Below are 25,870 nucleotides of genomic sequence, written 5' to 3'. Positions count from 1 at the left end.
CTCCCGTCGCGGGCTTTTCTTTGCAACCGACTCAATCGGCAATCGTCCCCGCGCATACTGGGCTAGTCTTTCAACTCTAAAATGGAATCGAACGATCACTCCACTTTCCCTGGTCTTTTGTGGGTACGTAAAAAGTGAAAGGCAGATTGATTGGCGCAACTGTGGTCGTGGTCGTAGTGGGCGTCCTGGCCTACGGGCTAAGCACCTGGGAAGCCAGCAAAAACCAGCGACAGGATGAACTGTGCAAGGTCGCGCAGGAACATCTGAAGACGATTGAAATCCAGGCTCGGGCCATGGCGGTCGGGCTGTCTGTCGAAGGCTACGCCGAGGCGGAAAAGGCCGAAGTGGGCAAACTCATCCACGCCCTGGATAACGCCAAGAACAAAGAAGAAGCGGAAGCCGTCATAACGGAGCACTCCGCCACGGTCGAAGCACAGGTGGCCGCAACAGACGCAGAAGTGAAATCGCGCGGCGATCAACCATTCCTCGGACAACAGCTCAAAGAGCAGCGGATAACCACCGACGTCAAACAGGAAATCCAGCGTGCGGAAAAGGCAGTCAGCACTGCGTGTGAATGACAGTCCCGACAATACGATTGCGAAGCAGCCGTTGGTTTCTGCGGGGCAAAAAATAAGGGCTTGCATGAGGTATCTCACGCAAGCCCTTGATATTCATGGTGCCCGAAGCCGGAATCGAACCGGCACGCCCTTACGAGCGGGGGATTTTAAGTCCCATGCGTCTACCAGTTTCGCCATTCGGGCGGTAGCGCGGTGAATCAGAGGGGGGAAATATATACACCCAGCTCCGGTGAAGCAAGGTTGCATGTGCGATTTTCGAGACTAAATCTTACTAACGTCGAAATAAAAAAAGCTCCGTAAATCATGGATCTACGAATGACTGCCGTTTATGGGCGCTTTTTCTTGAAGGTGTCGCCAAAAGCGGACAAGTGCTGCTCCCGACACTTTCCTATGGGCAACGAAAAACCCCGCAGACGTCAATCTACGAAGTTGTTTATTAGTGGAGGCCGAGGTCGGAATCGGACCTGCATAGAAGAACGAGATCAGAACGACTCGACAGGCTTTTTGGCTTGCTGAGCAATCTTGTTTTCGTCGAGTCTCGGGAAAGAAAACTTAATGATGATACTGGACTCGTCGCCCTCGCCAGAGACGATCAAATCAGCGCCCCGAATGTTGGCAGGCGCGGAGGCCATCAAGCTATGGACGTTGGACGCCCCTTTGAGCGGGGTGAGCCCTTCAACAAAGGAGTAGGTCAAATCGTTGGCGCTCAGAGCAAGGCTCTCGTAGTTCGTGAGTTTGGCTGTGTATTCATCCTTGTTTTTTGCCTTACCCGCGAGCTCAACGAGATCCAGCACGGATTTCCCGTCAGTGAGCGCTACAAGCGTAAATGTCTTCGCAAGAGCGCCTATGGCGCGGCCAAACAGATCGCGATCATAGGGTGCAAATAGCGAAACCAACATCAGTTTGTCACCACTGAACACCAGGCCCGCTGTGAATTTCTGATCGAGAAAATCCACATCATCTATGCATCTTGCGGTAGCACCTACGTCGGCCGAACAGTCGTAGTAGCCTGCAGCTTCGGTGTATTTCGCAATCGGCGCGTCATAAGCATAATTTTTGAACAGGTTGTCTTCCGCCATCGCATTCTGCACGCCGGTAAAAAAACCCATGGCGGCCAGCGCTGCAGCAAAAATGTTCTTTGACATGGATTCCCTTCCTAAATGAGCATCGAGATTGATAGCCAGATGCTATCAGTCGGATATGCCCCCGCTCAAGCTTGAACAAACGATGGGTTGCGGAGCATAGCCAAACAATTGCGGAACACATCACTTTCCCGAGGGCAATAAAAAACCCCGTAGACGTTAATCTACGGGGTTGTTTATTAGTGGAGGCCGAGGTCGGAATCGAACCGGCGTAGGCGGATTTGCAATCCGCTGCATAACCATTTTGCTACTCGGCCTCAAAACATTTGGTGTCAGTAGCGCGACATCAAATGCGTACAAATTGGAGCGGGAAACGAGACTCGAACTCGCGACCCCGACCTTGGCAAGGTCGTGCTCTACCAACTGAGCTATTCCCGCGTCTTGGTGTGGCGCATTCTATAGAATCCAGAAGCCCCGTCAACCCCTTGATTCAAAAAAGTTTTATTTCTTTTCAACGTCGGTCTTCAGATGCGGCCAGGCAGCTCGCAAGTATTGGACCATCGACCACAATGTCAGGCCGGCAGACACCATCAGCAAGGCATAACCCAGCAAGACCCAGAAGCTGAAGTCGGACGGATTCGCCAGCAGGATCACCAGCGCCAACATCTGTGCGGCGGTTTTCCATTTGCCCAGGTTCGATACGGCGACGTGAGCACGAGCGCCGAGTTCGGCCATCCACTCACGAAGTGCCGAGACGACGATCTCGCGACCGATGATCACGGCGGCCGGCAGCGTGAGCCACAGGTTGCCGTGTTCTTGTACGAGCAACACCAATGCAACCGCAACCATCAGCTTGTCGGCAACGGGATCGAGGAAAGCCCCGAACGGCGTGCTTTGCTCCAGACGGCGGGCCAGATACCCGTCCAGCCAGTCTGTAGCGGCAGCAAATGCGAAGACCGAGGCGGAGGCCACGAAACTCCATTGGTAAGGCAGATAGAACAGCAAAATGAAAATCGGTATGAGCAGGACGCGTAGAACGGTAATCAGATTAGGGATATTCATCGGCACAACTGGCTACGAGGTGAGGGGGCATTCTACTCGCTGTGCAGATTTGCATAAATCAACTCTGCGAGCTTTTTACTGATCCCGGGGGCTTTGGCAATCTCGTCGATGCTGGCACGAGACAGCTCCTGCAATCCACCAAAATGTTTCAACAAATCGCGCCGACGGGTCGGTCCGACACCGGCGACGCCTTCGAGTGTAGACGTCCGGCGGGTTTTGCCACGACGGGCGCGGTGCCCGGTAATGGCAAAGCGGTGAGCCTCGTCACGAATCTGCTGGATCAAATGCAGCGCGGGGGAATCACCGCGCAATGTGAATTCATGGGCGGCATCATTGAGGTACAAGGTTTCGAAACCGGCCTTTCGCGTCGCGCCCTTGGCCACACCGAGGAGAATCAGGTCGGGCACCGCCAGCTCATTGAGCACGTCACGGGCCATGGAGAGCTGCCCCTTGCCGCCATCCACCAGCAGAATGTCCGGCAGCTTGCCCTCCCCGTCCTTCAGTTTGCTGAAGCGTCGGGTCAGCGCCTGGTGCATTGCGGCGTAGTCATCCCCGGCCGTAACGCCTTCGATGTTATAGCGACGGTAGTCAGACTTGATCGGGCCTTCAGGGCCGAACACCACACAGGACGCCACGGTCGCTTCGCCGCTGGAGTGACTGATGTCGTAGCACTCGAGACGCTGCGGCGGCTCGTCCAGCTTCAGCACTTCCGCCAGTGCATCGAAGCGTGCCGTGATGTGCTGACGATTCGCCAGGCGCGCGCTCAAGGCCTGTTCGGCGTTGGTCACCGCCAGTTGCTGCCAGCGCGCTCGCGTACCGCGCACCCGGTGACTGATGGTCAGTTCGCGACCACGCAGCTCGTCGATGGCCGCGATCAGTGTCGGAAAATCCTCATGAACCACGTTGACGATCAACTCACTCGGCAAGTCGCGCTCAGGACTGCTGACGAAGTACTGGCCAAGAAACGCCGCCATGACTTCGGAAACATCTTCTTCAATACCGACTTGCGGGAAGAAGTTCTTGCTGCCCAACACTCGCCCGCCGCGCACGCTGATCAGGTGCACACAGGCACCACCAGGGTTGACGAACGCAGCGATTACATCGACATCACCCGTCCCGCCTTCCATGCTCTGCTGGTCCTGAACCCGGCGCAGCAGCGAGATCTGGTCGCGCAACTCGGCGGCACGCTCGAACTCCAGGTTGATCGCCGCCTCTTCCATGCCGGCGGACAACTCGTCTGCCAGCGCATTGCTGCGACCTTCAAGGAACATCACCGAGTGCCGTACATCTTCGGCATACACCTCGGGCTCAACCAGCCCGACACAAGGTGCCTTGCAGCGCTTGATCTGGTATTGCAGGCAAGGACGCGTACGGTTCTTGTAATAGCTGTCTTCACACTGGCGAACGAAAAATGCCTTTTGCAGCAAGCTCAGGCTTTCGCGAATAGCACCGGCGCTGGGATACGGACCGAAGTATTTGCCCTTGGCCTTTTTCGCACCGCGATGGATGCTCAGACGCGGGAACGCACCGTCGGATAGAAAAACATACGGATAGGATTTGTCGTCGCGCAACAGGATGTTGTACGGCGGACGCCATTCCTTGATCAGCGTCTGCTCAAGCAACAAGGCTTCGGTTTCGTTGGCCGTGATGGTCGTCTCGACCTGCGCGATTCGTGCAACGAGCGCGGCAGTTTTCGGTGCAAGGCCGGTTTTCCGAAAATAGCTGGACAGGCGATTCTTGAGGTTCTTGGCCTTGCCGACATAGAGCAGGCGCGCCTCGCTGTCGAACATGCGGTACACACCGGGACGCCCACTGACGGTCGACAGGAAGGCGCTTGGATCAAAGGTCTCAGTCATTTTCAGAGGCTGGCATCAACCATGCCGTGACGAACCGCCAACAGCGTCAACTCGACATCACTGCTGATCGAAAGCTTTTCGAATATGCGGTAACGGTAGGTGTTCACGGTTTTCGGCGAGAGGCACAACTTGTCGGAAATGATCTGGACCTTCTGGCAACCGACGATCATCAATGCGATCTGGATTTCCCGTTCGGACAAAGCGTCGAACGGCGAATCGTTGGTTGGCTGGAAAGATTTGATCGCCAGTTGTTGGGCGATTTGCGGACTGATGTAGCGCTGCCCGGCGAAGACGAGGCGGATTGCCTGGACCATTTCCGGCAAACCGGCGCCCTTGGTCAGGTAGCCTGCGGCACCCGCTTGCAACAGTCGTGTAGGAAACGGATCTTCCTCGCACACGGTCACCGCGACGACCTTGATGTCCGGATGACTGCGCAACAATTTGCGAGTGGCTTCAAGACCACCAATTCCTGGCATCTTGACGTCCATCAATACCACGTCGGGCTTGAGTTCACGCGCCTTGAGCAGGGATTCTTCCCCCGATTCAGCCTGGCCGACCACTTGCAGGCCATCGATGTCAGCCAGCATTCGTGTAATGCCTGTACGAACGAGATCATGGTCATCGACTACTAGCACCCTAATCAAGCAGACACCTCGCGATATGGTCTTATTGGGTTGCCGACACCTTAGCAAAAAAGCAACTGGCAGACCTAGCGGAAAGCGTCATATAAAAAGTTTCAACTTATCTTGAAAGCCCTGTGCCAAGCGTGTTTCAGCCATGCGTGCCTTCAACGTCGCGTTGCATTCTCAGGAAACACTCGTCCGTACCGACCACCTGTAGTCCTTTTCTTTCATACAACGCCCGCGCCGGGTTGTTTTCAAACACCGTCAAGCGCAATGCCGGGCGATGCTCGCTGCATGCCAAGGCAAACACCTGATCGATTGCCCAGGAACCTGCGCCCTGCCCTCGAGACGCTTCGACGACTTGTAATTCACGAATATAGAGAGCCCTGGCGTCCCGGCTCAGGCTGACGTACCCCACCGGACTTTCGCCGCACACGATCAATCGGTTATCGCGTCCCGCCCAGGCCACATCAAAGGCTTCGTCCTGCCACAACAGATCGTGCTGAATGTAATAACGCAGCATGTTCCGGCAGGTCAATTCGCGGGCAAAACCGAGGTCGTGATCCGTCGCCGGACGCCATTCAAATTCCATCTGGACTCCAGGGCCGTTGATGATGTCGTGTTATTGCGGGATCACGAAGTGTGTCACAACCTCCGGGGCACTCACGTAATAGAAAGCGCCTTCTGTGTCCGATAGCATTTTCTGATTGAATCCACGCACCGGCCTCTAGTAAGCTCGGTGCATCCATCGGAGACAGACCATGTTCAACGCCCTCTCACAGCTTTCTTCCGCCAGCGCCCTGCGCTCGGTTGCGGCTGCCCGGGTGAACGACGTTTGCGCTCCGGCAAGCTTTTATTTTGGGTATTGGTTTAGCCACTGGCGCGCCTGATACCCACACGGCGCCCACTTTAAACGGGTCGCCACCAGAGAATTCTCAACCCCCGGTCGGCCTCCCGACCGGGGGTTTTGTTTTTTCAGCCCCAAATATTTTTTAGCGACACACCAGACATTCAGAGGATCAAGAAAATGAACTACGCCACTTATTACCGTTACGACAGTTTTACCGCCTGGCGATTTACCACCCTCCGCTCGGGACAGCCTGCCGCCTCCGATCGGTCACCCGCAGGTGGCAAGCACACACACGCAGCCAATCCGGCCAATTGTCGAACACCCCACTAGGGCCGAGCGCGCGGGAACGAACCCGCCGCCAGCCCAGGAAGCCTGAACATGAACTCGTCCGTCTCTGCTCTGCCACTATCCACCCTGAGCCCTGCCAATGAAGCGCTGACCCTGCGTCTGCCAAGCTCATTGCAACTCAAACAGCAACTGCCGCTCACCAATGTTCTGACCCAGCAAGTCGCCGCCCACCGCCAAGCGGTCCGCGCGATCCTCAACGGTGAAGACTCCCGTATGCTGGTCATCGTCGGCCCCTGCTCGATTCATGACCCGAAATCCGCGCTCGAATACGCAAGCAATCTGGCCCGCCTGGCCGCTGACGTCAGCGATGAAATGCTCCTGGTGATGCGCGCCTACGTCGAAAAACCCCGCACCACCGTCGGCTGGAAAGGCCTGGCCTACGATCCGCATCTTGATGGCAGCGACGACATGTCCGCTGGCCTGACGCTGTCTCGCGAACTGATGCGCGAAATGTTGCTGATGGGCTTGCCGGTCGCGACCGAATTGCTGCAACCCATGGCCGCCGGCTACTTCGACGATCTGCTTAGTTGGGTGGCTATTGGTGCCCGTACTACCGAATCACAAATCCACCGTGAGATGGCCAGTGGTCTCAGCATGCCGGTCGGCTTCAAGAACGGCACCGATGGTGGTGTCGCCGTCGCCAGCGATGCCATGCGTTCGGCGGCCCATCCGCATCGCCACTTCGGCGTCGACAGCCAGGGACACCCGGCGATCATCCAGACCCCGGGCAATGAAGACACCCACCTGGTGCTGCGCGGCGGTCATAACGGACCGAACTACGATCGCGCCAGCGTTGCCAAGGTGCACAGCGACTTGACCAAGCTGAAGATTCCGGCCCGGATCATGGTCGACTGCAGCCACGCCAACAGCGGGAAAGATCCGCTGCGTCAGCCAGCGGTGTTCAATGATGTTCTTGAGCAACGCCTGCAAGGCGATCGCTCGCTGATCGGCATGATGATCGAGAGTCATCTATTCGAAGGTTGTCAGCCACTGACTCCCTCCCTGAAATACGGCATGTCGGTCACCGATGGCTGCCTGGGCTGGAATGGCACCGAGCACCTGTTGCGGCAGGCGGCGAACCTACTGCGCGCTCAACGCGACATTCAACAACCGGCATGACCTCGTTAGCCAACCAGTCTTCAGAAAAGACTGGTTGGCGACCGTTACCCTAGGACTGCACCTTCACCAAGGTCACATCTGACAACTGGCTGACATCATCAAGGCGCTCGACCGAATAGGAGACACGGATGGTCGAATCTCGATGCTCCCGCCAAAACCGGTAGGGAACGATAAACACCAATGGCTGCCCGGCCGTTTCCTTCGATATCTCGCGATCATCCCGGTGATTGAAATAGTCACCATCACATCTCAGGTAGACCAGTTCGCCCTCTTCTGTCCGCGCGTCATTGATCACGACAGTAATGCCATCCATCGCATCTTGCAGGTCCAGCAAACCTTCGTCGGCCTCCAGTACTTCAGGTGCGGAAAGTGGCTGACGCGTCAGCGGTCCGATCAGCAATTGAGTCGTTTCCGAGTAACGAGCGACCTGTCCCTCTTGCAGGACGCAGTAACTGAGCGTCACGCTGGTGCCCAGGTTGGGGCCGATGTACTCCGGGTTGATCCAGAACGACAGTTCACCGCCCACCGCAAACGACTCGACTCTCAGCATGTCATTGGAGCTGGCTTGGGCCGAGACTCCTGCCCAAGTCAGCAAAACCTGGTCTCCCATGGTCATCCGTGCATAAGGCTTGATGGTCACCAGTGTCCCCTCCACGACTCGATCGGGGTCAAGGGTGCTACCCACTGAATCATTCGCGATTACTGGCAGCAGGTCTTGCCGGGCATCGCCGACACTCAACTGCAAGCGCCGGGATTGCACAGGTTGAGGCCGTTGTGCGCTTTCAAGTGTGTAGTAAACCTCGACCGAACCGCCATCGAGTGCCGCGATATGCGTAGCAGATACGACAAAGACAATGTCCATGCCTGCCTGTCCATCGCTGACAAAACGCGTCACTTCATGTTTGTAGACCAGTCCTTCGAAATCCAGTCCAGTCCAGAACAACACCAGCTTGTCTCCACAGGCCATGCCGAGATAAGGCCCCACCTTGATGACGGCTTTTCTATCGGAGGGATCGAGCATGGCATTTTCAGCCTGCTCCAACACCGGTATTGGCAAGTTCAAATCGGTTTCATACGTGTTCATTTAGAGGCTCCAGTCCTTGGAATAGATGCCCTGTGCGAGTGGGCATCAAAGCGAAGCCTATTGAACTCCATCAGCGTCAAAGACGATGTCGGGAGAACGCTTCACGCAGCACGGATAAATGACGTCAACGAGGTAGGTCAAAGATCAAAAGCGTCTCCGACTCGCTGAAAAGATGGCGACACATTCCGACTAAGCCCTCAGGCACATCTGACTTTTCGCCACTTTTCTATTCCGTTTTCCTCAGGTTACAGCGGCTTTTTCATACATCGCGCGCATGTCCGAGTGCTTTAGAGTGAGGCCCAAGGCAACTCCCTGACCGCTGAAAAAGGAAAAAAACATGCAAAGGAATGCAAGCACGCTTCATCCAGTGCTGCTGGTTCACGGACTTTTCGGCTTCGACCGGATCGGCTCCTTCGAGCTGTTTCATGACGTCAAACAGGCGCTTAGAAGCGCTGGGGCAAGAGTGTTCGTGCCGCATCTGTCGGCAACCCACAGCAACGAAGCTCGCGGCGAGCAGTTGCTTTGGCAGATCGAGCGGGTTCTGGAAGGCACCGGCGCAAAAAAAGTCAACCTCATAGGTCACAGCCAGGGCGCACTCGCTGCTCGCTATGCGGCCGCGGTTGCGCCAACGTCGATAGCTTCGGTCACTTCAGTCAGTGGCCCAAATCATGGCTCGGAGCTGGCCGACTTCCTGCGCAAGGCCCTGACGCCCGGACGCCTGCCGGAGCAGATCGCCGAGGCGGTCGCGACCCTGTTTGCAGACTTTCTGTCGTTACTCAGTGGCAACCGTCGCCTGCCGCAAGACGCTGTCGCGGCACTGAACGCATTGACCACAGAGGGTGTGGGCGCATTCAACGACAAGTACCCGCAAGGACTGCCAAAAACCTGGGGCGGCAATGGTTGCGAGCGAGTCAACGGCGTCCGTTATTACTCCTGGAGCGGCATCCTGTCGGCAAACCCACTGGATGAAGGCGTCTATGCCCTTGACCCGCTGCACGGATTTTTACGGGCCTTTTCCCGTTACTTCATCACCGAAGCCGATCAGAACGATGGCATGGTCGGTCGCTGCAGCTCTCATCTGGGAACCGTCATCCGCTCCGACTATCCCCTCGACCATCTGGGCACCCTCCGCCAGACAGGCATTGCGAACGCGAACAGCATCGACCCGATTACCCTGTACGTGGAGCACGCCGAACGCCTGAAAAAAGCCGGTCTTTAACGAAAGGCGGCAGCCCAGGGCGCAGTGCACGGAATTTTGAGAAGAAATAGCGCCCTGAATCCGGTAGGCTCGACATTTTACCGAACATTGAAAGGAGTATTTTCCCATGGCTAAAGCCACTGCCCGCCACATCCTCGTAGCCAGCGAAGCCAAGTGCAACGAACTCAAGGCCCAAATCGAGGCTGGCGCAGACTTCGCCGAAGTCGCCAAGGCCAACTCCACTTGCCCTTCCAGCCGTCAGGGCGGCGACCTGGGTTCGTTCGGTCCGGGCCAGATGGTCAAGGAATTCGACACCGTGGTCTTCAGCGCACCGATCAACGTCGTGCAAGGCCCGGTCAAGACCCAGTTCGGCTATCACCTGCTGGAAGTGACCAGCCGTCAGGACTGATCGACGCCTGACTTTGCTCCACAACGGCCCGCCTTCTGGTGGGCCGTTGTATTTCATATACGTAATTCGGCTGGCGAGGGACGCGCCGCTAGCGTACAAATTGTTGATAACGACACCCGGCTCTAAGGCTGACAATGCGACTGGCTTTCCCTACTGTGTTCTTCACTGCCGTGGCCCTGCTGTTGGACGCCACCGGTGTGAATGCTGCACCGCAACACGCGCTGACCGTATACGGTGAACCGGCCAAATATCCTGCCGGCTTCAGTCATTTCGCCTACACCAACGCGCAGGCCCCCAAGGGCGGCACGATGCGTCGCTCGGCGATCGAGATCGGCCACTTTGACCATGTGTTGCCATACATCGACAAAGGCATTGGCGTCACGCAGATTGATGGCTTGCTCTACTCGCCTCTGGCCCAGCGTTCACTCGACGAGCCTTACACCGTTTATGGCCTGGTGGCTCAGCAGATGGAACGCTCCGATGACGGACTGTCCCTGCGCTTCTATATCAATCCCAAGGCACGCTTTGCCGATGGCAAGCCCATCACCGCCGAAGACGTGCGCTACACCTTCGATCTGTTGATGACCCAGGGCAGCCTGCGTTATCGCACGCAATTCGCCGACGTCAAAGGCGTCGAAGTCGAGTCACCGCTGATCGTGCGCTTCGACTTCAAGACCAACGAAAACCGTACCTTGCCGCTGGACATCGCTACCCTGCCGGTGTTTCCCGAGCATTGGTGGAAGAGCCGCGATTTCGCCGGTGGCGGCGGTTACGAGCCGCCGCTTGGCAGTGGTCCTTATAAAGTAGGCAAGGTCGACTCCGGGCGCAGCATCACCTTTGAGCGCAACGCCGACTGGTGGGGCAAGGACTTGCCGGTCAGTCGCGGCTTGTACAACTTCGATCATTTCAGCATCGAGTACTTCGGCGATACCGACGTGGCCCGCCAGGTCCTGCGCGGTGGCGCCTACGATTACAACCGCGAGTTTTCCGCCACCGGTTATTCCATCGGTTACGAAAGCCCGGCCCTGAGCGATGGTCGCCTGCAAAAATCCCACCTGGCCACAGAAGCCCCGCAACCAAGCCAGGGCTTTGTGTTCAACCTGCAGAATCCGATGTTCCAGGACCGCCGGGTACGCCAGGCACTGGTCATGCTTTGGGATTTCGAATGGAGTAACCGGCAGATGATGCGCAACATGTACATCCGCCAGCAGAGCTTCTTTTCCAACACCGACCTCGCCGCCCGGAAACTGCCGGATGCCGGTGAGCTGGCGATTCTCGAACCTTTGCGCGGGCAGATCCCCGACGAAGTCTTCACCAAGGTGTTCGAAGCGCCGAAAACCGATGGCAGCGGCTTGATTCGCGACAAGCAGCTCCAAGCCCTGGAGCTGCTCGAACAGGCCGGCTGGAAACCCAAGGGTGATCAACTGGTCAACGCCGACGGTGAGCCGCTGAGCTTCACTTTCCTGGTCAGTCAGAACGGCATGGACCGCTTATTGCTGCCGTACAAACGCACCCTGAAACAGATCGGCATCGACCTGAACATCCGTCGCATCGACTCGTCCCAGTACGTTAACCGCCTGATGAGCCGCGACTACGACATGATCGTCACTGGTTACCCGGTCACCACCTCTCCGGGCGGCGAGCTGTTCAACTACTTCGGCTCGGCCGCAGCCAACGATCCTGGCTCCAACAATTACATGGTGCTGAAAAATCCAGCGGTGGACACCTTGATCAACGGTCTGGTGCGCGCCAACACCCAACAGGACATGCTGCGCTACGCCCGTGCGCTGGACCGGGTGCTGCAATGGAACTACTACTGGATCCCCAACTATTACCCGCCGGGAACATCCACCGTGTGGTGGAACCGCTTCGGCATTCCCGACGTGCAAGCCAGCAATGACGAAGCCATCGAGAGCTGGTGGGAAGTGAGCACCACGCCACTGACCAACCAGGAAATGACCGCCGAGCGCATTCGCCGTGGCAGACCCGGAGGGCCGCATTGATGTGGGCTTACATACTGCGGCGTCTGCTGCTGATCATTCCGACGCTGGTGATCATCCTGCTGGTCAACTTCGTCATCGTGCAGGCCGCGCCGGGCGGGCCGGTGGAACAGGCGATCGCGCACCTGCAAGGTATTGGCGGTGCCAGTGTCGGCGGCAGTTCGAGCGAGGCAATGCCGACCTCCCGCGCCAGCCGTGGCCTCGATCCGCAGCTGATCAAGGACATCGAAAAGCAGTACGGTTTCGATAAGCCGGCACATGAGCGTCTCTGGCTGATGCTGACCAGTTACGCTCAGCTGGATTTCGGCAAGAGCTTCTTCCGTGGCGCCACCGTCACCGACCTGATCCTGCAAAAAATGCCGGTGACCATTTCCCTCGGGCTCTGGGCGACGCTGATCACTTACCTTGTGTCGATTCCACTGGGCATCCGCAAGGCAGTACACCACGGCAGTCATTTCGATATCTGGACCAGCACCGCGATCATCATCGGCTACGCCATGCCGGCGTTCCTGTTTGCGATGTTCCTGATCGTCGTCTTCGCCGGTGGCACTTCGCTGAACTGGTTCCCGGTGCGCGGCCTGGTGTCGGACAATTTCGAGTCGCTGTCGACCCTGGGCAAAATCACCGATTACTTCTGGCACTTGGTGCTGCCGGTGACGGCGCTGGTGATCGGCGGTTTCGCGACCCTGACCATCCTCACCAAAAACTCGTTCCTCAATGAAATCACCCGGCAGTATGTGGTCACCGCTCGCGCCAAGGGTTTGAGCGAGCGTCGCGTGCTGTACGGCCACGTGTTCCGTAATGCCATGTTGCTGGTGGTATCGGGGATTCCGCAGGCGTTCATCAGCGTGTTCTTCGCCGGCTCACTGTTGATCGAGGTGATCTTCTCCCTCGATGGCCTGGGCCGCATGAGCTATGAAGCGGCGGTTTCTCGGGATTATCCGGTGGTGTTCGGCTCGCTGTTCATCTTCACCCTGTTCGGCCTCCTGATAAAACTGGTCGGCGACCTGTGCTACACCCTGGTCGACCCGCGTATCGACTTCGCCGCGAGGAACGCCTGATGTTCAAGCTTTCGCCGCTGGGCCGTCGTCGTTTTGAACGCTTCAAGAAAAACCGCCGTGGCTGGTGGTCGTTGTGGCTGTTTGTCGGCCTGTTCCTGTTGACCCTCGGCGGCGAGTTGATCGCCAACGACAAGCCGCTGATGGTCAGCTATCAAGGTTCGCTGTACTTCCCTGCGCTCAAACGCTACACCGAGCAGGAGTTCGGCGGACAACTGCCGTTCCAGGCCGATTACCGCAGCGACTACGTGCAGAATCTGATCAAGAAGGACGGCGGCTGGCTGCTGTTCCCGCCGATTCCATTCAGCGATGACACGCCGAACTACGACCTCAATAAACCCGCCCCGAGCCCGCCGACGAATGTGAACTGGCTGGGCACCGACGATCAGGCGCGGGATGTGTTGGCCCGAGTGATTTTCGGCGCGCGGGTGTCGATTCTGTTTGCCTTGATGCTGACCTTCGTCAGTGCGTTGATCGGCATTGCCGCAGGTGCGCTGCAAGGCTATTACGGTGGCTGGGTCGACTTGCTCGGTCAGCGGCTGCTGGAGGTCTGGTCCGGGTTGCCGGTGTTGTACCTGCTGATCATTCTCTCGGGCTTCGTCGAGCCGAATTTCTGGTGGTTGCTGGGGATCATGGCGCTGTTTTCCTGGCTGGCGCTGGTGGACGTGGTGCGTGCCGAGTTCCTGCGCGGACGCAATCTGGAATACGTGAAAGCCGCCCGCGCATTGGGCCTGACCGATCGCAAAGTCATCGTGCGGCACATTCTGCCCAACGCCATGAACGCGACCTTGAGTTACCTGCCGTTCATTCTGACCGGGGCCATTTCGACGCTCACCGCGCTGGATTTTTTGGGTTTCGGCATGCCCGCCGGCAGTGCTTCCCTGGGCGAGTTGATCGGTCAGGGTAAGCAGAACCTGCAAGCGCCGTGGCTGGGCCTGACGGCGTTTTTCACCCTGGCGTTGATTCTTTCTTTACTGGTGTTCATCGGCGAAGCGTTGCGCGATGCCTTTGACCCCCGCTCTTGATCCAAGAGCCTGACGCGGACTGTTGATATGAGTGACAACCTGATCGAAATCCGTGACCTCAGCGTGGCCTTCAGTGGCCAGACCGTGGTGCGCAATCTGTGCCTGGATATCCGCCGCGGCGAATGCCTGGCACTGGTGGGCGAATCGGGTTCAGGCAAATCGGTGACCGCCCATTCGATCCTGCAATTGCTGCCCGAATGTGGCACTGAAACCACCGGCAGCATCCGCTATCGCGGCAAGGAACTGGTCGGCGCCGATGCCCGCAAATTGCGTGAATTGCGCGGTAACCGCATCGCGATGATTTTCCAGGAGCCGATGACCTCGCTCAATCCGCTGCACAGCATCGAAAAGCAGATCGGCGAAACCTTGCTGGTGCACAGAGGCATGGCCGGCAAAGCGGCGCAGGCGCGGATTCTTGAGTTGCTGCACCTGGTGGGCATCCAGAAACCCAAGGAACGACTCAAGGCCTACCCGCATCAATTGTCCGGTGGCCAGCGTCAGCGGGTGATGATCGCGATGGCCCTGGCCTGCGAGCCGGAACTGTTGATCGCCGACGAACCCACCACCGCACTCGACGTCACCGTGCAGCGCAAGATTCTGTTGCTGCTCAAGTCGCTGCAACGGCGTCTCGGCATGTCGCTGCTGCTGATCAGCCATGACCTCAATCTGGTGCGCAGCATCGCCCAACGCGTCTGCGTGATGAAGGCCGGCGAAATTGTCGAACAGGCCACCTGCGAAACCCTGTTTACCGAGCCGAAACACCCGTACAGCTGCGTACTGCTCAACGCCGAACCGGAAGGCGAAGCGCTGCCTCGAGACGAGCGCGAAAACGTGCTGGAAGTGGACAATCTGCGCGTGCAGTTTGCCGTGGGCGGCGGACTGTTCCAGCGCAAGACGTATCTGAAAGCCGTGGACGGCATCAGTTTGAGCATCCAGCGCGGCAAGACACTGGGCATTGTCGGCGAGTCCGGTTCCGGCAAATCCACCCTCGGCCAAGCGATCCTGCGCCTGCTCGACTCCGAGGGAGGCATTCGCTTTCAGGGCGAATCACTGGACGGTTTGACGCAGAAACAATTGCGGCCGTGGCGCAAGAAAATGCAGGTGGTGTTCCAGGACCCCTTCGGCAGCCTCAGCCCACGGATGTCGGTTGAACAGATCATCTGCGAAGGCCTGGAGGTGCACAGCGAGTTGAGCACCGAGGAATGCAACGCCGAAGTGATTCGTGCATTGAAAGAGGTCGGTCTGGACCCGCAAAGCCGCCATCGCTATCCCCACGAATTTTCCGGTGGCCAACGCCAGCGCATCGCGATCGCCCGCGCTCTGGTGTTGAAACCGGCGCTGATCCTGCTGGACGAACCGACCTCGGCGCTGGACCGCACCGTGCAAAAACAGGTGGTCGCCCTGCTCCGCCAGCTTCAGGAAAAACACGGTTTGACCTATCTGTTCATCAGCCACGACCTGGCGGTGGTGCGCGCCCTGGCCCACGACATGATCGTGGTCAAGGACGGCAAAGTCGTGGAAAGCGGCGCCAGCCACGACGTGTTCGATTCGCCGCAGCATCCGTATACCAAGGAGCTGTTGGCGGCGGCGCATGTGGGGCAGGCATAATCGGTGTCATGAAGTCAGACCGCGGCGCGGCCTTCGCGAGCAAGCCCGCTCCCACAGGGGAATTGTGAACAACACAGATCCAATGTGGGAGCGGGCTTGCTCGCGAAGAGGCCGGGCCAGGCAATAAAAAATCAGGATCAGCACCCATGAACACCACCGAAAGCCTCAAGGACTACCAGCGCGTTCGCCTGCTGGCGATCCGTTCGTTGTTCGAGATCATCGAGCAGTCGAGCGAAGGCACGGTGATCGTCGACCGCGACGCCAACATCGTCTGGATGAACGAGCGTTATGCCCGGCGTTTCGGCCTGCAATCGGCCGAGGGGGCTATCGGCAAGGCCTGCGAAAGCGTGATCCCCGGCAGTCTGTTGCGTGAAGTGGTGCGCACCGGAAGACCGATTCTGCTCGACATGCAAGACACCCCCAAAGAGCCGCTGGTGGTCATGCGCCTGCCGATTCATGACGACGCCGGCGAAGTGATTGGCGCCATCGGTTTTGCCCTGTTCGATGAGTTGCGCAGCCTGTCGCCGATGCTCAAGCGCTACATGAGCATGCAGGAAGAACTGGCGTCGACCCGCTCACTGTTGCGGGCAAGGCAGACCAAGTACAACTTCGCCCACTTCATCGGCACCAGCGCCGCCAGCCTGGAAGTCAAACGTCGCGCCCGGCGCAGCGCCAGCACCGAATCGCCGGTGTTGCTACTCGGTGAAACCGGCACCGGCAAGGAGTTGCTGGCGCAGGCGATCCACAATGCCTCGCCGCGCGCGCACAAGGCATTTGTCAGCATCAACAGCGCGGCGATCCCGGAATCATTGCTGGAAGCCGAATTTTTCGGCACCGCGCCCGGCGCCTTTACCGGCGCCGATCGCAAGGGTCGCGCCGGTAAATTGCAGATCGCTCAGGGCGGTACGCTGTTCCTCGATGAAATCGGTGACATGCCGCTGCCGCTGCAAAGCAAACTGCTGCGGGTATTGCAGGAAAAGGAATTCGAACCGGTCGGCTCCAACGACGTGATCCAGAGCGATGTGCGGGTCATCGCCGCCACTTCGACCGATCTGGAAGCGGCGATCAAACGCGGCGAGTTTCGTGCCGATTTGTATTACCGCCTCAACGTCCTGCCGATCCACGTTCCGCCGTTGCGCGACCGACTCGACGACCTGCCCGCCCTCAGCGAAGCCATCCTTGAAGAGCTGCGCAGCCAGCACGAGCTCCACAGCGAAGCACTGGCGCTTCTGGGTCAACATGCCTGGCCGGGGAACATCCGCGAACTGCGCAATGTGCTGGAACGGGCCGCACTGCTCAGTGATGACCTGCGCCTTTCAGCAACGGACATCCGCGCGGCGATCGGCACGTTCACCCCGGTTGAGCGCGTGGCGCCGTTGACCATCGAACCGCTGGAACACGAGACGTTCAGTGCGGCGCGGGAGCGTTTCGACCGACAATTGATCGAAGCGACCCTGGCGCAATGCGGGGGCAAGGTGATCGACGCGGCGGCGCGGCTGGGGCTTGGGCGGTCGACGTTGTACAAGAAGATGGTGGCGTTGGGAATTGCAGAATCTCTTTAACGAGACATGAATCTCCATTGTTAGAAAGACCATCGCGAGCAGGCTCGCTCCCACAGGGAGACGGTTTTCTTCATGAGAACGCGGTCCACTGTGGGAGCGAGCCTGCTCGCGATGAGGCCACCCCAACGGACAAAAGTCTCCAATGAGAGACGAATCACTCAAGCACAACATAAAAATCTAAAATATATCCTTATATTTCAATAACTTAATCATCTGGCACGAAACTCGCTAACGCTCTCTCCTACCCAATGCTTCATCTACAAAAATAACAATCCCAGGAGACACACCATGAGTGTGATCATTGCCTTGGCAGCCCTCGCGCTGCTGATGCTGGCTGCTTACCGTGGCTACAGCGTTATCCTTTTTGCCCCGATTGCCGCCCTCGGCGCTGTCCTTTTGACTGACCCTTCCGCCGTTGCACCCGCCTTCACCGGCGTGTTCATGGAGAAAATGGTCGGCTTCATCAAACTGTATTTCCCGGTGTTCCTGCTCGGCGCGGTGTTCGGCAAGCTGATCGAACTGTCCGGCTTTTCGCGCTCCATCGTCGCCGCCGCCATCCGCTTACTCGGCACCCGTCAGGCGATGTTGGTGATCGTGCTGGTTTGCGCCTTGCTCACTTACGGCGGCGTGTCGCTGTTTGTGGTGGTGTTCGCGGTCTATCCGTTTGCCGCTGAAATGTTCCGCCAGAGCAACATCCCCAAGCGTCTGATCCCGGCGACCATCGCCCTCGGCGCCTTCTCGTTCACCATGGACGCCCTGCCCGGCACCCCGCAGATCCAGAACATCATCCCCAGCACCTTCTTCAACACCACTGCCTGGGCGGCACCGTGGCTGGGTGTGATCGGGACGATTTTCGTCTTCTGCGCCGGCATGCTGTTCCTCCAGCGCCAACGCAACAAGGCCCAGCGTTCCGGTGAAGGCTATGGCACAGACCTGCGCAACGAGCCGGAAACCGCCGCCGACATCAAACTGCCCAACCCGTGGATCGCCCTGTCGCCGCTGTTGGCGGTGGGCATCATGAACCTGCTGTTCACCCAGTGGATTCCGCAGTGGTACGGCAAGACCCACAGCCTGGCGCTGCCGGGCATGGCCGCACCGGTGACCACCGAAATCGCCAAGCTCACCGCAATTTGGGCCGTACAGGCCGCGTTGCTGGTGGGCATCCTCATGGTGTTGGCGTTCGGCTACAAAGCGATCAGCAGCAAGCTCGCCGAAGGCAGCAAAAGCGCAGTCAGCGGTGCGTTGCTCGCGGCGATGAACACTGCCTCGGAATACGGTTTCGGTGCGGTGATCGCTTCCCTGCCGGGCTTCCTGGTGCTGGCCGACTGGCTCAAGGGCATTCCCAATCCGCTGGTCAATGAAGCAATTACCGTGACCTTGCTGGCCGGTATCACCGGTTCCGCGTCGGGCGGTATGAGCATCGCCCTGGCAGCCATGTCCGAGCAGTTCATCGCCGCCGCCCACGCCGCGAACATCCCGCTGGAAGTCATGCACCGCGTAGCGGCAATGGCCAGTGGCGGCATGGATACCCTGCCGCATAACGGCGCAGTGATTACCTTGCTCGCGGTCACCGGCCTGACCCACCGCGAGGCTTACAAAGACATTTTCTGTATTACGCTGATCAAGACCCTGGCGGTTTTCGTGGTGATCGGTACTTTCTACGCCACTGGCATTGTGTGAGGTATTCATGACGACTCTTTCGGGCAAGACCGCACTGGTCACCGGTTCCACCAGCGGCATCGGCCTGGGCATTGCCCTGAGCCTGGCCAAGGCCGGCGCCAACCTGATCCTCAACGGTTTTGGCGATGCAACCAAAGTGATCGCCGAGGTCGAGCAGTTCGGCGGCAAAGTCGGCCATCACCCGGCCGACGTCAGCGACCCGGCGCAGATCGCCGACATGATTGCCTACGCCGAGCGTGAGTTTGGCGGCGTCGATATCCTGGTCAACAACGCCGGCATCCAGCACGTGGCGCCGGTGGACGAGTTCCCGGTGGAGCGCTGGGATTCGATCATCGCGATCAACCTGTCGTCGGTGTTTCACAGCACTCGCCTGAGTTTGCCGGGCATGCGCGCCAAGGGTTGGGGCCGAGTGATCAACATTGCTTCGGTGCATGGCCTGGTCGGTTCGACGGGCAAGGCCGCGTATGTTGCAGCCAAACACGGCGTGATCGGGCTGACCAAAGTGGTCGCCCTGGAAACCGCGACCAGCAACGTCACCTGCAACGCGATTTGCCCGGGTTGGGTGCTGACACCGCTGGTGCAGAAACAGATCGATGATCGCGCCGCGACCGGGATTGACCCGCAGCAGGCGCAACATGATTTGCTGGCTGAGAAACAGCCGTCGCTGGAATTCGTGACCCCGCCGCAACTGGGCGAGCTGGTGCTGTTTTTGTGCAGCGAGGCCGGGGCTCAGGTGCGGGGTGCGGCTTGGAATATTGATGGTGGGTGGTTGGCGCAGTAAGCAGCCGCTGGACCCTGTGGCAAGGGAGCTTGCTCCCGCTCGGCTGCGCAGCGGTCGCACTCTTTTTGGGGCGGCTTCGCTACCCACCGGGAGCAAGCTCCCTCGCCACAAAAAACGAATGAATGCGAGGCAAACCATGTCCGAGATCCTGTGGCAACCCAGCGCCGAGCGCATCGGCAAGACCCGCATGGAAGCCTTTCGGCGTTTCATCAATCAGCGGCATCACCTGCACATCGACGACTACCCTGCCCTGCACCAGTGGTCCATCGATCAGCGTCAGGATTTCTGGCAAGCCATCGTCGACTTCTTCGATATCCGCTTCCATGAGCAACCCGACGCGGTACTGCTCGAAGGCGCGCAAATGCCCAGCGCCCAGTGGTTTCCCGGCGCCACGCTGAACTTCGCCGAACACTTGTTGCGCCGTCGCGACGACGCCGTAGCGGTGGTGGCTGTGGCGGAAAACGGCCAGCGCGAACAGTTGACCTGGGCCGAACTGGCGGAGCATGTCGCCGGCTTTCAAAGCGGTTTGATCGCCGCCGGCGTCGGCTTGGGCGATCGGGTGGCGGCGTGTATGCCCAACACCTGGCAGACGCTGGTGGCCATGCTCGCCACCACCAGCCTCGGCGCGATCTGGTCCTGCTCTTCGCCGGACTTCGGCACGCAGGGAGTGATCGACCGCTTCGGCCAGATCGAACCGAAAGTGCTGGTGACCTGCGCCGGCTATCGCTACGCCGGCAAAGAGATCGACCAGACCGTCAAGGTCAACGAAATCCTCGAACGCCTGCCGTCGTTGCAGCAATTGGTCATCGTCCCTTACGCACGGCCAGAAGCGCGCATCGAAGACTTCCACACAGCGGCGAACGTGACGCTGTGGGACGACTTCTACTTCCCCGGCGGCGAGCCGGATTTCATCCCCGTGCCCTTCGCCCATCCGCTGTACATTCTCTATTCGAGCGGCACCACCGGCGTGCCGAAATGCATCATCCACAGCACCGGCGGCGTGTTGCTGCAACACGTCAAGGAACATGGCCTGCATTGCGACCTCGGCCCCGGCGAACGCCTGTTCTACTACACCACTTGCGGCTGGATGATGTGGAACTGGCTGGTCTCGGCCCTCGCCGTGGGCAGCGCCGTTGTGCTGTACGACGGCTCGCCGTTTCAGCCTGACCCCGAGCGCCTGATTGATCTGATCGACGACGAGCGCATCAGTGTCTTCGGCACCAGCCCGAAATTCCTCGCAACCCTGGAAAGCAGCGGCGTGAAGCCCATGCACAGCCATGATCTGGGCAGTCTGAAAACCCTGCTTTGCACCGGTTCGGCGCTATCACCACAAAGCTACGATTACGTTTATCGAGACCTCAAGGCTGATGTGTGCCTGGCTTCGATGTCGGGTGGCACCGATATCGTTTCTTGCTTTGCCAACGGCAATCCGTTGCAACCGGTGCGTCGTGGCGAAATGCAGGGCAAAAGCCTGGGCATGGCCGTCGAGGTATGGAACGACGACGGTCAACCGGTGATTGGTGAAAAGGGTGAACTGGTCTGCACCCGGCACTTTCCGGCGATGCCCATCGGTCTGTGGCACGACCCGGACGGCGAAAAGCTCAAGGCGTCGTATTTCAGCCAGTTTCCCGGTGTCTGGGCCCAAGGCGATTACGCCGAGCAATTGCCGAACGGCGGGATGATGATCCACGGCCGTTCCGACGCGGTGCTCAACCCCGGCGGCGTGCGCATCGGCACGGCGGAAATCTACCGACAGGTGGAGAAAGTCCCGCAGGTGCTGGACAGCGTGGCCATCGGTCAGCAATGGCAGGACGACGTGCGGGTTGTGCTGTTCGTGCGTTTGCGCGATGGCGTCAAGCTGGATGAAACGCTGGAGCGAGAGATTCGCCACGTCATCCGCGCCAACACCACACCGCGCCATGTGCCGGCGAAGATTGTCGCGGTGACGGATATTCCCCGGACCATCAGCGGCAAAATCGTCGAGTTGGCGGTGCGCAATGTGGTGCATGGGCAGAAGGTGAAGAACACCGATGCGCTGGCCAATCCCGAGGCATTAGAGCAGTTTCGCGACCGGCCAGAGCTGCAGAGTTAAAATGCGCCCTATGTAGGAGCTGCCGCAGGCTGCGATCTTTTGATCTTTAAAGTCAAAAAATCGCAGCCTGCGGCAGCTTCTACGGGGATTTGCGTCAGTCCATGAGCCCCCAATCGCCAGGAGTGGACTCCGTGTGCAACTTCAACCGCAACCGCAGATTGTTCACCGAATCGGCATGCTTCAACGCTTCTTCCTCATCAATCACGCCCTCTACGACCAAAGCATAAAGCGCGCCGTCAAACGTCTGCATCCCCTGCGCCGCTGACTTCTCCATCACACCCTTGAGCTCGGAAAACTGATTGAGCCGAATCAGATCGCCAACCGTTGGCGTCCCCAGCATCACCTCCACCGCCACCCGCCGTTGCCCATCGCGGCTACGCACCAGCCGTTGGGAAACGCAGGCCTTGAGGTTATTCCCCAGATCATTGAGCAGTTGACTCCGGCGCTCTTCGGGGAAGAAGTTGATGATGCGGTCCAGCGCCTGATGGGCGTTGTGAGCATGCAGCGTGGAGATCACCAGATGCCCGGTGTCGGCGAAGGCCAGGGCATGTTCCATGGTTTCGCGATCGCGGATCTCGCCGATCAGCACCACGTCCGGCGCCTGACGCAGGGTGTTTTTCAACGCAGCATGGAAACTGCGCGTATCGACGCCGACCTCGCGCTGATTGATGATCGATTTTTTATGCCGGTGGATGTACTCGATCGGGTCTTCGATGGTGACGATATGCCCGCGAGTATGGCGATTGCGGTGGTCGATGAGCGCCGCCAGCGAGGTAGACTTGCCCGAGTCGGTGGCGCCGACGAACAGTATCAAGCCTTGCTTGAGCATTACCGTTTCCAGCAACACCAGCGGCAATTTGAGGTCTTCGAAGCGCGGAATGTCGAGTTTGACGTTGCGCACGACCATCGACACATCGTTACGCTGCTTGAAAATATTGACCCGAAAGCGCCCGATACCGATCAAAGAGATTGCCAGGTTCATCTCCAGTTCACGATCGAACTCCAGACGCTGTTCGGCGTCCATGATGGACCCGGCAATCGCCGCGATGTCCCCCGGTTTGAACGGCTGATCGGTCAGGGGCGCAAGAACCCCGTCGAAACGCGCACAGGGCGGCGCGCCGGTGGACAGGTAAAGGTCGGAGCCATCCTGGCTGGCCAGACGTTTTAACAACGCATCGATTTCCATGGCAAAAAGCACCTGCGAAGCATTCAATGAAAAAAAATGACCCGAATCGGGGCATTCAGCGTCAACCAAGAATAGTAGATGCCGCCTCACCGACTCATGTGCAGGACACCTTGATGAACGCATCACCCACCGGCAGCGATGCCCAGGCCTTGATTGCCCGACTGGACTGGGCGAACAGTCCGTTGGGCGCCGCCAGTACCTGGCCGCAGAGCCTGCGCACCGCCGTGGACATCGTGATCCATTCACCGATGCCGATGCTGTTGCTCTGGGGCCCGCAGCTGACGCAGATCTACAACGACGGCTTCGCCCTGCTGGCCGGCAGCAAGCATCCGCACGCTTTCGGACAGCCGACCCACCAGATCTGGCCAGAACTCAAAGACTTTACCGACCCGATTTACAGCGCCGTCCTACAAGGCCAGGTACGGACCTACAGCGAGCAGCGTTTTACCCTGCAACGTGAAGGTAAGGATTCCGACTTCTGGCTCGACCTGACTTACAGCCCGATCCGTGACGAAAATGCGGAAGTCGCGGGAATTCTGGTCACCGCCATCGAAACCAACGAGCGTCGACGCATCGCCCTGGAACTGGAACAGCGCTCGGCCGCGAGCCTCAAGGCACAGCAGGAAACCGAGGAACGCTTGCAACTGGCCCTCGCCGCCACCGACGCGGTGGGCACCTGGGATTGGGACATCAGCGAGGACCGTTTCATCGCCGACGCGCATTTCGCCCAGTTGCACGGCATCGATCCGGTCATGGCCGGCCAATTGCCGATCAGCGCCTACTTGCACGGCGTTCACCCCGAAGACCGCGCCTTGATCGCCCGCAGCATCAAGCATTGCATCACCCACGGCACCGAATACGCCGAGGAATATCGCTTGTTGCAAGCCGACGGTCAGCTGCGCTGGGTATTTGCCCGCGGGCGTTGCTACAAGGACCATCACGGCCGGCCAATCCGCTTCCTCGGCGCCGCGCTGGACCTGACCGATCGCAAAAACACCGAACAGGCCCTGCGCCAGAGCCAGACCGAATTGCAGCTGATCATCAATGCCATGCCAATCCTGATCAGTTATGTGGATCGCGAAGAACGCTTTCGGCTGAACAACGCGGCGTATCTGGACTGGTACGGCCTCACGCCTCAGGAACTCTTCGGCCGGACAGTTCGCGAGGTGCTGGGGGATGAGGCCTATGCCTTGCGCGCCGAGCACATCGCCCAGGCGCTGACCGGCAAATCGTGCTGCTTCAGCATCAACACGCCGCACCGCGACGGCAGCATCCGGCATGCGCTGATGAACTACTTGCCGCGCCACGGTGCGGACGGCGCGGTGAACGGTTTCTACATCTTCGTGATCGACGAAACCGAGCGCAAACAGACCGAAGAAGCGTTGCGCAATCTCAACGAAACCCTTGAAGAACGGGTCGCCGCCCGCACCCAGCAACTGGCCGAGACCAACCAGCGCCTGCAAAACGAGATGTTCGAGCGCGAGCGTGCGGAAGACGCCTTGCGCCATGCGCAGAAAATGGAAGCCGTGGGGCAACTCACCGGCGGCATCGCCCATGACTTCAACAACATGCTCACCGGGATCATCGGCAGCCTCGACCTGATGCAGCGCTACATCGCCGATGGGCGCACCGAAGAAATCGGCCGTTTCACCGAGGCCGCCGTGTCCTCGGCCAACCGCGCTGCCGCGCTGACCCATCGCCTGCTGGCGTTCTCCCGGCGTCAGTCGCTGGATCGCAGGCCGCTGAATGCCAACGACCTTATCCATTCCCTGGAAGACCTGCTGCGCCGGACCAAGGGCGACCATATCGAACTCAAGCTGCAACTGGCCGAAGACGTCTGGCCGGTCAGCACCGATGTCAGTCAACTGGAAAACGCCCTGCTCAACCTGGTCATCAACGCCCGGGACGCCATGCCCGATGGCGGTGAATTGCGCATCGAAACGGCCAACGTCTACCTCGACAGCAGCGACATCAACACCCTGGAGCCGGTCAAGGCCGGCGACTACCTGATGATCGCCGTCAGCGACAACGGCACCGGCATGACAGCCAAAGTCCTGGCCAAGGCGTTCGACCCATTCTTCACCACCAAGCCGATCGGCCAGGGCACCGGGCTCGGCTTGTCGATGATTTATGGCTTTGCCCAACAGTCGGGCGGCCACGTCAGCCTGTTCAGCCTGCCGGGCCAGGGCACCAGCGTGCGTTTGTATCTGCCACGCCTGCATGCGGTTGAACAGGAAGACGTGCTGTCACCGGTCATCAGCCAGGCGCCGCCGGCGATTGCCGGGGAAACTGTGGTGTTGGTGGAAGACGACCCGGCGGTGCGCATGCTGGTGCTCGACCTGCTCAAGGAACTGGGTTATCACGCCCACGAAGCCGAAGATGCGAAGGCCGCCCTGCCCTTGCTCGAATCCGATCTGCGGGTCGATCTGCTGGTCACCGATGTCGGCCTGCCGGGAATGAACGGCCGGCAACTGGCGGAGATCGCGCGCCAGCATCGCCCGCAACTGAAAGTGCTGTTCATGACCGGTTATGCGCAGATGGCTGCCGAGCGCCAGGGTTTCCTTGAGGAAGGCATGGACATGGTGGCCAAACCGTTTTCCATTGATCTGCTGGCCAACAAGATTCGCACGATGATCGGCCGTTCCGAGTGAGTTAAGGCATAATCGCGC

At 59.0% G+C, this 25,870-nt stretch carries 20 protein-coding genes and 3 tRNA genes; 13 read left to right on the top strand and 10 right to left on the bottom strand.

The window, feature by feature from the left end; genetic code table 11:
• Positions 1-134 precede the first annotated feature (134 nt).
• Positions 135-578, top strand: a complete 444-nt coding sequence (locus V6Z53_RS16005; RefSeq protein WP_338580549.1) for a hypothetical protein — start codon at positions 135-137, stop codon at positions 576-578.
• A 96-nt stretch (positions 579-674) separates the two neighbouring features.
• Here the strand turns inward: V6Z53_RS16005 and V6Z53_RS16000 are convergent.
• The 8 genes from V6Z53_RS16000 to V6Z53_RS15965 form a co-directional block, all read right to left on the bottom strand.
• A tRNA-Leu gene (locus tag V6Z53_RS16000) sits at positions 675-761 on the bottom strand.
• 299 nt (positions 762-1,060) lie between these two features.
• Positions 1,061-1,723, bottom strand: coding sequence for a hypothetical protein (locus V6Z53_RS15995; RefSeq protein ID WP_338580548.1), 663 nt, complete (start codon positions 1,721-1,723; stop codon positions 1,061-1,063).
• 180 nt (positions 1,724-1,903) lie between these two features.
• Positions 1,904-1,977, bottom strand: a tRNA-Cys gene (locus tag V6Z53_RS15990).
• A 45-nt stretch (positions 1,978-2,022) separates the two neighbouring features.
• Positions 2,023-2,098: transfer RNA gene (locus V6Z53_RS15985), tRNA-Gly, on the bottom strand.
• A gap of 63 nt (positions 2,099-2,161) precedes the next feature.
• Positions 2,162-2,722 carry a CDP-diacylglycerol--glycerol-3-phosphate 3-phosphatidyltransferase gene (pgsA, locus tag V6Z53_RS15980; protein WP_338580547.1) on the bottom strand — a complete coding sequence of 187 codons (561 nt, stop codon included), beginning with the start codon at positions 2,720-2,722 and terminating at the stop codon, positions 2,162-2,164.
• A gap of 32 nt (positions 2,723-2,754) precedes the next feature.
• The gene (uvrC, locus tag V6Z53_RS15975; RefSeq protein ID WP_338580546.1) at positions 2,755-4,578 is read right to left on the bottom strand and encodes an excinuclease ABC subunit UvrC; all 1,824 of its coding nucleotides are present in this window, start codon (positions 4,576-4,578) and stop codon (positions 2,755-2,757) included.
• Between the two features lie 2 nt (positions 4,579-4,580).
• A complete protein-coding gene (gene uvrY, locus V6Z53_RS15970; RefSeq protein ID WP_008015884.1) occupies positions 4,581-5,222 on the bottom strand; it encodes a UvrY/SirA/GacA family response regulator transcription factor in 642 nt (213 codons plus the stop codon).
• 127 nt (positions 5,223-5,349) lie between these two features.
• Positions 5,350-5,793, bottom strand: coding sequence for a GNAT family N-acetyltransferase (locus V6Z53_RS15965; protein ID WP_338580543.1), 444 nt, complete (start codon positions 5,791-5,793; stop codon positions 5,350-5,352).
• Between the two features lie 636 nt (positions 5,794-6,429).
• On the opposite strand from V6Z53_RS15965, the gene V6Z53_RS15960 reads away from it, so the two are divergent.
• Positions 6,430-7,518 (top strand): 3-deoxy-7-phosphoheptulonate synthase, encoded by a 1,089-nt coding sequence (locus V6Z53_RS15960; protein WP_338580542.1) that lies wholly within the window; start codon positions 6,430-6,432, stop codon positions 7,516-7,518.
• Between the two features lie 49 nt (positions 7,519-7,567).
• Here the strand turns inward: V6Z53_RS15960 and V6Z53_RS15955 are convergent, their stop codons facing one another.
• Positions 7,568-8,602, bottom strand: a complete 1,035-nt coding sequence (locus tag V6Z53_RS15955; protein ID WP_338580540.1) for a hypothetical protein — start codon at positions 8,600-8,602, stop codon at positions 7,568-7,570.
• Positions 8,603-8,939: 337 nt separating this feature from the next.
• On the opposite strand from V6Z53_RS15955, the gene V6Z53_RS15950 reads away from it, so the two are divergent.
• The 10 genes from V6Z53_RS15950 to V6Z53_RS15905 all read left to right on the top strand — a co-directional run bounded on the left by V6Z53_RS15950 (position 8,940) and on the right by V6Z53_RS15905 (position 22,015).
• Complete coding sequence (locus V6Z53_RS15950; RefSeq protein WP_338580539.1) at positions 8,940-9,821, top strand: triacylglycerol lipase; 882 nt, start codon at positions 8,940-8,942, stop codon at positions 9,819-9,821.
• 106 nt (positions 9,822-9,927) lie between these two features.
• Positions 9,928-10,209, top strand: a complete 282-nt coding sequence (locus V6Z53_RS15945; protein ID WP_007984657.1) for a peptidylprolyl isomerase — start codon at positions 9,928-9,930, stop codon at positions 10,207-10,209.
• A gap of 134 nt (positions 10,210-10,343) precedes the next feature.
• On the top strand, positions 10,344-12,212 hold the full coding sequence (locus V6Z53_RS15940) for an extracellular solute-binding protein (RefSeq protein ID WP_338580537.1): 1,869 nt from the start codon (positions 10,344-10,346) through the stop codon (positions 12,210-12,212).
• The gene (locus V6Z53_RS15935; RefSeq protein ID WP_338580536.1) at positions 12,212-13,270 is read left to right on the top strand and encodes a microcin C ABC transporter permease YejB; all 1,059 of its coding nucleotides are present in this window, start codon (positions 12,212-12,214) and stop codon (positions 13,268-13,270) included. The genes V6Z53_RS15940 and V6Z53_RS15935 overlap by 1 nt, the downstream gene beginning before the upstream one ends.
• The gene (locus tag V6Z53_RS15930; RefSeq protein ID WP_338580535.1) at positions 13,270-14,292 is read left to right on the top strand and encodes an ABC transporter permease; all 1,023 of its coding nucleotides are present in this window, start codon (positions 13,270-13,272) and stop codon (positions 14,290-14,292) included. Before V6Z53_RS15935 ends, V6Z53_RS15930 begins: the two co-directional genes overlap by 1 nt.
• 27 nt (positions 14,293-14,319) lie before the next feature.
• Entirely contained in the window at positions 14,320-15,900 is a 1,581-nt protein-coding gene (locus V6Z53_RS15925; protein ID WP_338580534.1) for an ABC transporter ATP-binding protein, read from the top strand.
• Positions 15,901-16,046: 146 nt separating this feature from the next.
• The gene (locus V6Z53_RS15920) at positions 16,047-17,462 is read left to right on the top strand and encodes a sigma 54-interacting transcriptional regulator (RefSeq protein WP_338580533.1); all 1,416 of its coding nucleotides are present in this window, start codon (positions 16,047-16,049) and stop codon (positions 17,460-17,462) included.
• Positions 17,463-17,750: 288 nt separating this feature from the next.
• Entirely contained in the window at positions 17,751-19,142 is a 1,392-nt protein-coding gene (locus tag V6Z53_RS15915) for a GntP family permease (protein ID WP_338580532.1), read from the top strand.
• A gap of 7 nt (positions 19,143-19,149) precedes the next feature.
• Positions 19,150-19,923: a 3-hydroxybutyrate dehydrogenase gene (gene hbdH / locus V6Z53_RS15910; protein WP_338580530.1), complete on the top strand. Its 774-nt coding sequence runs from the start codon at positions 19,150-19,152 to the stop codon at positions 19,921-19,923.
• 136 nt (positions 19,924-20,059) lie between these two features.
• Positions 20,060-22,015 (top strand): acetoacetate--CoA ligase, encoded by a 1,956-nt coding sequence (locus V6Z53_RS15905; RefSeq protein ID WP_338580529.1) that lies wholly within the window; start codon positions 20,060-20,062, stop codon positions 22,013-22,015.
• A 94-nt stretch (positions 22,016-22,109) separates the two neighbouring features.
• On the opposite strand, the gene V6Z53_RS15900 is transcribed toward V6Z53_RS15905, so the two are convergent.
• Complete coding sequence (locus tag V6Z53_RS15900; RefSeq protein WP_338580528.1) at positions 22,110-23,201, bottom strand: PilT/PilU family type 4a pilus ATPase; 1,092 nt, start codon at positions 23,199-23,201, stop codon at positions 22,110-22,112.
• Between the two features lie 113 nt (positions 23,202-23,314).
• Here V6Z53_RS15900 and V6Z53_RS15895 point away from each other — a divergent pair, with 113 nt between their 5' ends.
• A complete protein-coding gene (locus V6Z53_RS15895; protein ID WP_338580527.1) occupies positions 23,315-25,852 on the top strand; it encodes a PAS domain S-box protein in 2,538 nt (845 codons plus the stop codon).
• Positions 25,853-25,870: the final 18 nt, after the last annotated feature.

This window comes from Pseudomonas sp. MAG733B (assembly GCF_036884845.1).
GTDB lineage: Bacteria > Pseudomonadota > Gammaproteobacteria > Pseudomonadales > Pseudomonadaceae > Aquipseudomonas.
The sequence above is the reverse complement of the archived record's forward strand: the minus strand, read 5'-3'. Positions and strand labels throughout refer to the sequence as shown.

Bases quoted from the DNA above. Each gene is read 5' to 3' on its own strand.
- V6Z53_RS15935 (WP_338580536.1), top strand. From the start codon at position 12,212: ATGTGGGCTTACATACTGCGGCGTCTGCTGCTGATCATTCCGACGCTG.
- V6Z53_RS15945 (WP_007984657.1), top strand. From the start codon at position 9,928: ATGGCTAAAGCCACTGCCCGCCACATCCTCGTAGCCAGCGAAGCCAAG.
- V6Z53_RS15895 (WP_338580527.1), top strand. From the start codon at position 23,315: ATGAACGCATCACCCACCGGCAGCGATGCCCAGGCCTTGATTGCCCGA.
- V6Z53_RS15930 (WP_338580535.1), top strand. From the start codon at position 13,270: ATGTTCAAGCTTTCGCCGCTGGGCCGTCGTCGTTTTGAACGCTTCAAG.
- hbdH (WP_338580530.1), top strand. From the start codon at position 19,150: ATGACGACTCTTTCGGGCAAGACCGCACTGGTCACCGGTTCCACCAGC.
- V6Z53_RS15915 (WP_338580532.1), top strand. From the start codon at position 17,751: ATGAGTGTGATCATTGCCTTGGCAGCCCTCGCGCTGCTGATGCTGGCT.
- V6Z53_RS15965 (WP_338580543.1), bottom strand. From the start codon at position 5,793: ATGGAATTTGAATGGCGTCCGGCGACGGATCACGACCTCGGTTTTGCC.
- pgsA (WP_338580547.1), bottom strand. From the start codon at position 2,722: ATGAATATCCCTAATCTGATTACCGTTCTACGCGTCCTGCTCATACCG.
- V6Z53_RS15905 (WP_338580529.1), top strand. From the start codon at position 20,060: ATGTCCGAGATCCTGTGGCAACCCAGCGCCGAGCGCATCGGCAAGACC.
- V6Z53_RS15920 (WP_338580533.1), top strand. From the start codon at position 16,047: ATGAACACCACCGAAAGCCTCAAGGACTACCAGCGCGTTCGCCTGCTG.
- V6Z53_RS15925 (WP_338580534.1), top strand. From the start codon at position 14,320: ATGAGTGACAACCTGATCGAAATCCGTGACCTCAGCGTGGCCTTCAGT.
- V6Z53_RS15950 (WP_338580539.1), top strand. From the start codon at position 8,940: ATGCAAAGGAATGCAAGCACGCTTCATCCAGTGCTGCTGGTTCACGGA.
- V6Z53_RS15940 (WP_338580537.1), top strand. From the start codon at position 10,344: ATGCGACTGGCTTTCCCTACTGTGTTCTTCACTGCCGTGGCCCTGCTG.
- uvrC (WP_338580546.1), bottom strand. From the start codon at position 4,578: ATGACTGAGACCTTTGATCCAAGCGCCTTCCTGTCGACCGTCAGTGGG.
- V6Z53_RS15960 (WP_338580542.1), top strand. From the start codon at position 6,430: ATGAACTCGTCCGTCTCTGCTCTGCCACTATCCACCCTGAGCCCTGCC.
- V6Z53_RS15955 (WP_338580540.1), bottom strand. From the start codon at position 8,602: ATGAACACGTATGAAACCGATTTGAACTTGCCAATACCGGTGTTGGAG.
- V6Z53_RS15900 (WP_338580528.1), bottom strand. From the start codon at position 23,201: ATGGAAATCGATGCGTTGTTAAAACGTCTGGCCAGCCAGGATGGCTCC.
- V6Z53_RS15995 (WP_338580548.1), bottom strand. From the start codon at position 1,723: ATGTCAAAGAACATTTTTGCTGCAGCGCTGGCCGCCATGGGTTTTTTT.